The 8,649-nt window shown below is 68.0% G+C and carries 4 protein-coding genes; 1 reads left to right on the forward strand and 3 read right to left on the reverse strand.

Annotated elements, in window-relative coordinates:
• Positions 1 to 74 precede the first annotated feature (74 nt).
• Complete coding sequence (locus tag OO67_RS35870) at positions 75 to 1,004, forward strand: hypothetical protein (RefSeq protein ID WP_157841775.1); 930 nt, start codon at positions 75 to 77, stop codon at positions 1,002 to 1,004.
• Between the two features lie 61 nt (positions 1,005 to 1,065).
• On the opposite strand, the gene OO67_RS34230 is transcribed toward OO67_RS35870, so the two are convergent.
• From OO67_RS34230 to OO67_RS34240, 3 genes are read right to left on the reverse strand one after another with little or no spacing between them, the layout of a single operon-like run.
• Positions 1,066 to 3,690 carry an RNaseH domain-containing protein gene (locus tag OO67_RS34230; RefSeq protein WP_033305734.1) on the reverse strand — a complete coding sequence of 875 codons (2,625 nt, stop codon included), beginning with the start codon at positions 3,688 to 3,690 and terminating at the stop codon, positions 1,066 to 1,068.
• Entirely contained in the window at positions 3,684 to 6,941 is a 3,258-nt protein-coding gene (locus tag OO67_RS34235; protein ID WP_033305735.1) for a hypothetical protein, read from the reverse strand. The genes OO67_RS34230 and OO67_RS34235 overlap by 7 nt, the downstream gene beginning before the upstream one ends.
• On the reverse strand, positions 6,938 to 8,095 hold the full coding sequence (locus tag OO67_RS34240) for a restriction endonuclease-related protein (protein WP_033305736.1): 1,158 nt from the start codon (positions 8,093 to 8,095) through the stop codon (positions 6,938 to 6,940). Before OO67_RS34240 ends, OO67_RS34235 begins: the two co-directional genes overlap by 4 nt.
• Positions 8,096 to 8,649 lie beyond the last annotated feature (554 nt).

Genomic DNA, 8,649 nt, shown 5'->3' on the forward strand with positions numbered 1-8,649 from the left:
CAGAGCGCCCTCCCGACGGAGGGCCACGCGCTGCCGATCAAGACCACGTCACACCCCCCAGAAGGAAGACGGCCGTGCCCCGTTCGATTTCGGCTAGCGTCGCGGCCGCTGACATGCGTCGGCTGGGCAACGCTGAACCCCTGGAGCCCTACCCAGGCCGGGCCCGCGACCCCTGGATGTGCCGTCACATCCCCTGCAAACAGGTCATTTACCCGAACCGCAACAACGTGATGAGTGGGCAGGGCGCCTGCATCTGGTGCGCGCCGAATGCCCCGAAGAACCCGGGAGCGGCTGCGGCGGCGATGCTGGAACACGGCTTCATCGTGCTGGTGGACTTCCTCGGGACAGGTAAACCGTGGCTGTCGCAGTGCGTCGCGGCCGGGCACATCGTGGCTCCCCGGTACGACAACGTCACCAGCCGCGCCGGCGGCTGCCGGTTCTGCAAGCGATACGGGCCTGGAGACCCGCACGAGGCGGTTGCCGACATGCGGGCCGTCGGCTTCCGCCCGCTGGAGCCGTTCAAGAACATCGCCTCGCCCTGGCTCTCACTGTGCGAGCGGTGCCAGAAGATCTCAGCCCCCAGACTGAACAACGTCCGGAACAGAGGTGAATGCTGCCAGCACTGCGCGCGTTACGGGCTGGACCCGGGCGCCCCGGCCCGCCTGTACGTCCTTTCCCACGCCGAGTACGGCGCCGTGAAAATCGGGATCAGTGGACTGCGGACCCGCGAGGACCGCGTCGTTCGGTTCCAGAGCCACGGCTGGGTGCCATTCGCTCAGATCCAGTTCGCCACCGGCGCGGACGCCTACCGCACGGAGCAGAGGGTGATCAAGTTGCTCAGGGCTGAGGGGCACCCGGTATTCCTCAGCGATGCACAGATGCCGATCGGCGGCTACAAGGAGACGTTTGACGCAGCGCGGGTCTCCGCCGGACGGCTGCTCGTACTTGCGGAAGGAACGGCAGGGGGCGGCGTTGTAAGGCCGCGGTCCGCGAGGCCCCGGTGACGCAAGCCAGCCCCGCCGCGAGGTGCTCCGGCAGCAGCCCGCGACGCCCACGCCATACGCGCTACCCGCCGAAGCCTTCCTGATCGACGAAACCGGGATGCTTCTCATCAGCGCTCTTGGCCAGATGCAGTGGCGCAGGAAGGTTGGTGCGCCCATCCCACATCGCCGCCTGCTCCGAGACGCGGGCGGCAAGACCGACCAACTGCTCCTCGCGCCAGCCACCACAGTGGGCGACCACGTATTCGATGCGGGTCATAGCGTGGAAGGGAGCACCCATCTGAGCCAGCTGACCGCCGGGCAGAGTACGGCGCGTGTACTGGGTACCGGTGCGCTGACCGCCGGCGTGCTGACGGGACTGCCCGGAAAACAGCCAGGACACCACGTCCCCGTGATCGTGACGGTAGAGGATCTTCTCCGGCATGACCGGCTGCAGCGGGTTGGCCGGCAGCTTGCCCCCGCCGCCGGTGCGCCGTGACGGCTGGGGTGTGCCCTTCCCGTTGCCGACCCGCACGATCGCCACATCCCGCCCCTTGGCGATCAGGCTCTGCCCGGGAACAACGTCGTCCCCGAGCCGGTCGTTGCACAGCCCGGGCCAGATCCGCTCACGCTCCTCGGCGAAGACAACGATCGGATACCGGTCGCCGAGAGCGGCCAGTGCCCGGTCCACATAGGTGCGCACGTTCTCCGGCCCCCCGTGGTCTTCCCGCAGATGATGCCCTCTCTTGCCGATGGGACCGGCATGGTGCAGGGCCCGGGCCTGGGCCAGAGGAAGCCAGCCCCGGTCGCTGTACATGAGAGTGGGCCAGTACGCGTCCTCGCCGAGTGGCATCCGCATGGCGACGAGCGTGATGGCAAGTACGGCTGGTTTGCGGGGACGGCCGGGACGTTCGTCGAAGCGGTGGTGGCGGGTCCACAGCCCCACCGCCACGGCCTCCCGGTCCAGAGCGGTGTCCTTGGCATTGCGGTGGAAGGCGGTGGCGGCCAGACGGTTGTCGATGATGCCGGAGTCGCAGTGCAGGCTGCCGAGCGCAATCTGTACCGCATGGTCGTCCTTGTAAGCGACGTCCGGTTCCGGCAGACCCGCCTTGAGGGCCCTGGACCGCGCGACCTTCTCGGGCGTGTTCAGCCGGTACGGGTCACCTGGGTCGGAGTCCATGGTGATGAACTGCGAGGGGATGCCGCGCTCGGCGAAAAGCCCTTTCAGCGCGTGCTTGGCATCCGCCACCCCCGCTTCCTTCTCCTGCTCACTGGGATAGCGTGTCTCGCACAGGGCCATGACCAGCGCCCGCCCGGCACCGGCCTTGAACCAGGGCAGGGTGTTCAAGATCAGGCTGCGGTCGTGGCTGCCGTGGCGGATCAGCTCGGGCAGCCGCACCGCCACCAGCTCATACCCGGGCGCCAGGACTACTGGCTGCTCGTCGGGCAGATCGGCCAGTTCGGGCCGCGCGTAGTCGCGGGCCAACTGCCCCATCACTCGCGTGTGCCACTGCGCCGACTCGTACAACACGACGGTGCGCACAGTTTCGAGGCCGGCGCTCGTCATGGCGTCGGCCATCTTGCCGGCCGGCACGTAGGGCGGCAGGTTCCCGCCCGGCTTGCTGATCTTGATGGATGTTCCGGAGTAGACGATAGGCTCCTGGCCGAGGACCTGCCCGGCGTGTTCCTCGAGCCGGGTGTGGAACATCGCCCCTGCGCCCTTGTCGATCGGGTGTTTGCCCGTGCGGTGCACGCCGCGCACCTCTGCCAGCTCGTCCAGCCCTGTCAGGGGCGGCTGGGGCAGGCGGCCGACACCGCAGGCTTCGACGATCTGTGCCGTCGCCCCGCGGTAGCGGACGGCCGCGGGCTGCATGAATCCCTCCGGACCCTTCTCCCACCGGGTGGTGATCGGGGCTTTGAGGATGATGTCCGGGTTGACGGGATGGCGCAGCAGGACGTTGCGGATGCCCTTGTAATGGGTGGCGATGCGCGAGATACGCGCTGACAGATGCGCGATGAGCGTCTTTCCGCCGGGGGCCGGTTCGACCTCGATGTGGATGCGCTCCATGGCGTAGCCGGCGATGCGCCGACGTTTGCCGCTCTCCTCGTCGATCCACGTCCGCTCGTGGACCAGCGGGGCCTGCCACGCCAGCAGGTCTCCCTCACTGTCGAGGTGGAACCGCAGCGCGGGCAGCGACTCGTCGAGCGGGAGCGGCTGGGCGGCCAGCAAGCTCGCCAGCCGCCACCCGGCCACCCTAAACGCCCAGCGGGGACCGGTGATCCGCCCCATGGAGTCGCGGTGCAGCAGCGAACTGAGCGGCTGAGGCCCGTCGTCGGACAGATGCAGCAGGGTGGCGAGGGTGTCACGGCTGTCATGCCCGTCCAGCCGCGTCTCCCACTCCCGCATCAGAGTGCGCACCACGGCCCCGTCCAACGCCCCGGGCGTGACGATCACGCTTCGCCCAGCCCACCGGCCGGTCCTGGCGGGTCGGTCGGGGTTGGTGAACACCAACCGCTCCCCGGTCACGGCACGCGCCGCCGTCTGCAGGGACGCGATCGGCTGCACAGCGTCCTTACCCCGCGGCCTCGGCAGCCGCCGCCAGGCCGGCGTGAATGCCTCATCCTGCGGATAAACGTGCACCGTGCCCAGCAGCCGGTCGTCCAGCGCGAAGGACAGGGTGAACAGGCGGCCTCGGTCGTCAGTCACCATTCGCCCATCTCCTCTTCCTCATATCCAGTGGGGGAGTGCTCCGCCAGCCCCAGCAGGGCATCAGCCATGGTGGTGCGGTAGACGGCGTCGATCAGCGGCATGTGGTCCTCGGCCTGCCATTTCCCGCGCAGCTGCTCAAGGAGGGCGGGCAGCGTGGAGTCTGCGGCGGTATGGGTGAAGGCGGCGTCCAGCAGCCGCAGCCGCCCGTGATCCCCGCCGCGGCGGGTGCGCCCCCCCAGCTGGATCAGCCGGGTCAGGATCTCCGCGACCACGGCGAGCTTGACGTCCTGGCCCAGCGACTTGAAGTAGCCCTGCCCGCTGCGGATGTCATCGAAGATCTGGCCCGCCACGATCCGCAGCCGCTCCAGCTCTGCCGCGGGTTCCGGACCGGGCCGCCGCCGTCGGTAGGCGAGAGAGTTGACCAGGGACAGCAGCACCGGGGGGTCTTCCATCACCGGAATGGGCCGGTTGACCAGACAGGCCACATGCAGCAGGGAGCGCCCCGCACGGTCAACAATATTCAGACCACGTTCGACCCGTGCCATGGGGGCGATCAGGTACCGGCACCGGCCGTGACCCACGGCGTGGGGGAACTGCTCGAGCCGGTTGCTCGGGATGGGCACCCAACCGGGCGGCATCCGCTCCAGCGAGGCCATCCCCAGTGGCCGTACCGCCACGCAGATCTCCGATGCCGCGACACCCGCGTCGATCATGCCGCGGGCCAACGCGGGACCGGCGTCGTAAGCGGTCGGCGCGAGCAGCGCATACGCACGATGCGCGGTAGCAGGATCGGCGGCCACTGCGTCGAGCTGCGGGGGAAGGTCCTGGCCGACACTGCGCCCCATGGCCGTATAGGCGCGCTCCCGGTTCACTCCGTCAGTGCCGGACACCACGATGCCTGCCCCCTCGTCCTGCCCGGCCTGCAGCTCGACGGTGAGGCTTCCATTGACGTCGTCCGGCACGTACCAGGCCGGCTCCTGCAGAAGGTGATGACGCGGCGCATACGGCATGAACGCCGTGGCGGACATCCCGATCACCGCCCGGCGGGTGCCGGTATGGGCGAGCGCGGTCACCTCGCCCAGATAGGCAAGGTGAGCGTGCGGATCACCGACATAGGACTTCAGCCGCAGCGCCGTCTGATGCCGGTCACCAGGATCGAACGTCTCAGAGAACGCGAACAGCGCACGCCCCAAAGGACCATAGGGGGCAGCCCGCCACGGCACATGCGAGGCCAGCGCGTCCACGAGGCCGTTGCCGGCGGAGATCCCCGCCCCCTGCAACGGCGCAGCGACACCCACGATGCGGTGCAGGATGCTGCGCATCTCCTCCAGATACGCCCGCCGCGCCGCCAGCAGCGCCAGCGAAGACAACCGCTTCTCGTCCCTCTCACCAGTGATCGCCGAAAACGCCTCACCGATGCGCTTCAAGGTGGCGTGGGTGAGCCGGTCCGACCCGCCGGCCAGATCCGTGACCGAGGACAACCACTCCCTCAGCTCGGCCAGCCCCTCGACCTCATCCGCGAACTCCAGCGGCCCCTCCCGCTTGTAGAGCTGGTTAACCGCCTCCATCTGCTGCTCCGTGGGCCGCTCCCCTTCCTCCAGCCCGAAGATCCGGGAGGCGAACATCCCATCCCAGCGACGCGGCACCACCATGCTGCGCCGCTCCCGGTCAGGATGGATGACCCCGCCAACGAGGTGGGACACGTAGGACTCGGCCAGCCACACCAGGTGATTGATCAACGGACGCAGATACTGCTCAAGACTCATCGGCAGTCGGTGACAGTGCCGCCGGAACTGGCTGTCGAGCTCACGGACCGGGGTGCGCTCCGCACCGTCCTGTGCCAGCAGCACCTGACGGGCCGCCTGGTCGAAAGCCTGAGCCTGCAGCGCATCGGCCTCGTCGATGATGACCAGATGACTGCGGTGCAACAGGAGCTGCTCAGTAGTCATGCGCCGCCCCGGAGCAGGCCGACCCACCACCGGCGCGTGGATGTGCCCGGTCAGGAAGTTCGCATGGTTCGTGACGAGGATGCCCGCCGAGGCCGCAGCCCGGTGGTGGCGGAACTTCCCACAGCCACCACGCCACGGACAGGCCAGAGCCTTGTCTGCTTTCGGCCCGTTGGGCTTGAGCTGATCGCACGGCTCCTGGCCCGGCTTCCAGGTATCCACTGCCTCGGAGGAGGTGGTGGCATGCCCGGTCAGAGGGCAGCTGTAGGCCATCTCCCGGTACACCCAGGTCCTGAAGTCCGCATCGTCGTGCGGGTTGCCGGCCGTCTGCTCGGCCAGATCCATCATGGAGGCGGGCGAGACGACCGGCGTGACCTGTGCGGAGACCTGCAGATCAGCCAGATCCTGCCGTAGCCGGTACACCGTGGCCAGTACCTGCGCGCTCTGCGGAACGACTAGCGAGATCACTCGGCCCTGCTGGGCGCACCACGCCGCGACGAGTTCACTCAGGACGTTCTTGCCCATGCCGGTGGGGGCGTGGAAGACCCGCAGAGGCCCGGCCTGGACGCGCAGGACCTCGCCCACGTCCGTGCCGTCGCGGCCGCGAGCGTGGTGCCTGATGTCCGCGACCGCCTTGCGCCGGTAATTCTGCCCGCGCAGCTCATCGAGCCGGCCCGCGATCTCGTCGAGATCGGCGAAGGGGATCACCACCTCGTCCAAGACCGGGGCTTCACCCAGTTCCTGCACGACGCTGGGAGCAGGCGACCCTTGGTAGTCCAGGTCGTAGAACACGTCCACCACCCGGCCGGACGGGCTGAGCGGATCCTTGATCCGAAGGTCGCTGACGTAGGAGCCGGGCGGCGCAGGCCTGGGCAGCAGCTGCCCCTTGGCCGCGTTGTCCTCAAGTTCGTCCAGCAAGGCATCAATGAGGGCCTCCTCGTCACTGACGGGAAGGAGCAGCACCTGCTCCTTCCCGTCGGCCGGGGCAAACTCGACCGCCTCACCGCTGTCCAGGACCGCTGCCGTCTCCGTGACAAACACCGAATGCTGAGCAAGGACCGCCGGCCTCTGCCGCAGCATCCGAGTGATCCGCACCTGATCGGGCAGAGCCAGAGCAGACCAGCCGTCCCACAGATGCATCTGCCCCGTAGCCAGGAAGTGTGCATCAGCAAGATCCACCACACGCCGCCACGCCGCCTGCTCCTCCAGCGCCCGGTTTGGGAACACCCGAGCGGCCAGCAAGACCGCGGCCCGCAGGGTCAGCGGCACGCTGACGGAGTACCTTGCGTTCTTCGGCGACGTCATGCGCCCGCCCCCTTCAACCGCCTGGTCACGGCAGCCTTGAAACGGCTGACCGTGAACACGCTGTACCGCTGCCCGTCAGCAGTCCGCAGCGCATCGAGCCCGGACTGCAGCTGATTGACCTGGCTGCGCCGGTAGTTGGGCACGACCACCGTCTCTCCGGCAGGCGGCCGGTCGATGATCGTCTGCGCGTCCTGGTGATCCTTGACGTCCACCCGCCAGCGATGCCCGTCCGCCAGGTAGACGCCGACATCCCACTCGTCCAGGTTCTCCCAGCGCTCGACCCGAACCCCCTCCTGCTTCTCCAGCCACTGCATCAGGCCCACCTCACTCAGCCCGGGACACGTGATGTAGCGCCATACCCCCCAGTCCAGGCACAACACGCCCTCCGCCGGCTCCGCAGCCGTCGCCAACCGGCCCCGCCCACCAGTCAGTACAGGCGGCCCACCCTGCCTGCCACCGCCCGCGACAAGACCGAACCGGCTCTGATGCGGCGGATACTCACACCGCAACTGCCCGCCCCGCAGCACCATCGGATACCGGCACTGCGGACACGGCCATAACCACGATGACGCCCCCACCCACATACGGTCCGAGGGAACAGGCCGATACACGTCCATCCGTGCTGCGCCACGCCTCGAGTACTCCTCGACCAACGTCCGCTCCGTGCCGTGTGGCACCTCGGTCAGCATGGTCCGCGCCGCCACGTAGCCAGCCTGTCCATCGGAGCGGATGTGCCGAAAGGCAGCCCGCTCCGTCTGCTCAGCCGTCTGCCGAACCCACGCCGGAAGCCATGTCCCACCGAGATCGAAGTACCCGTCGTCCCCGTACAGGGCCTCCAGATAGTTCATCCCTGCCTCGAAGGCCTCCTCGGTCAACTCACCGTTGTCCGTCAGGACAACCAAGTCACCCATGACAGAGGGCAGTTCTTCCCACGCCAACGGGACCCACTCCCGCAAGCGAACCGGCAACAAGTCGATCATCTCGCCAGGAGTGGAAGGGCCTGCCCCAACCGGCAGACTCGACAAGAGAACCCCATGCATACGAGACAGCTCCCGCCACGCACGAGGCTCCTCAACCCGGTTGATCCACGCCGCACCCGCCCGCAGAGCAGCGGTAATGATCCTCCGAGCGGCAACATGTTGACTTACAGGCACAGCTCATCTACCCTCCACGCCCCACCAGTGGTATTCGGGGCTCATTCCAGACGGGCCAACAACTACCGGAACATACAGGCTGTGTCTGACAACGCACCCCAAAACCGGCGAAGACGTGCCCCCGCGGCAGCGGGGCGCTACAAGAAACCGGACATGCCGGCAGGCATGTCCCGCAGGGCCCGTTCAGTTAGCCCGGCAGGGCCCATAGCGCACCAGCCCGAGTACGCCAGAGGGGTAGAGGAACCGGATAACTGTCTAAAAACCCTTACGACATCACGGCACCGTAGACGTCGAGACGCACCGAGCACCGAACCCCTGCCCGGCAGGGCAGGGCAGGGAACCCGAACCCACCCAGCACCCCACCATCATGCCGCCAGGCATGACACCCGAGCATGCGACAGCGGGGCCGCCAGGCCCCGCTCTTTCTCTGTTTGCCCGTCAGGGCAAACCCAGCCAACACACAGTCATGCCGCCAGGCATGACGACGCGTCACCTTACGGGCCGTCAGGCCCGAGTTGGCCCGCCAGGGCCAACTTAAGAGCCGACAGGCTCTC

This window comes from Streptomyces atroolivaceus (assembly GCF_000717025.1).
In the GTDB taxonomy this organism is placed as follows: Bacteria; Actinomycetota; Actinomycetes; order Streptomycetales; family Streptomycetaceae; genus Streptomyces; species Streptomyces atroolivaceus.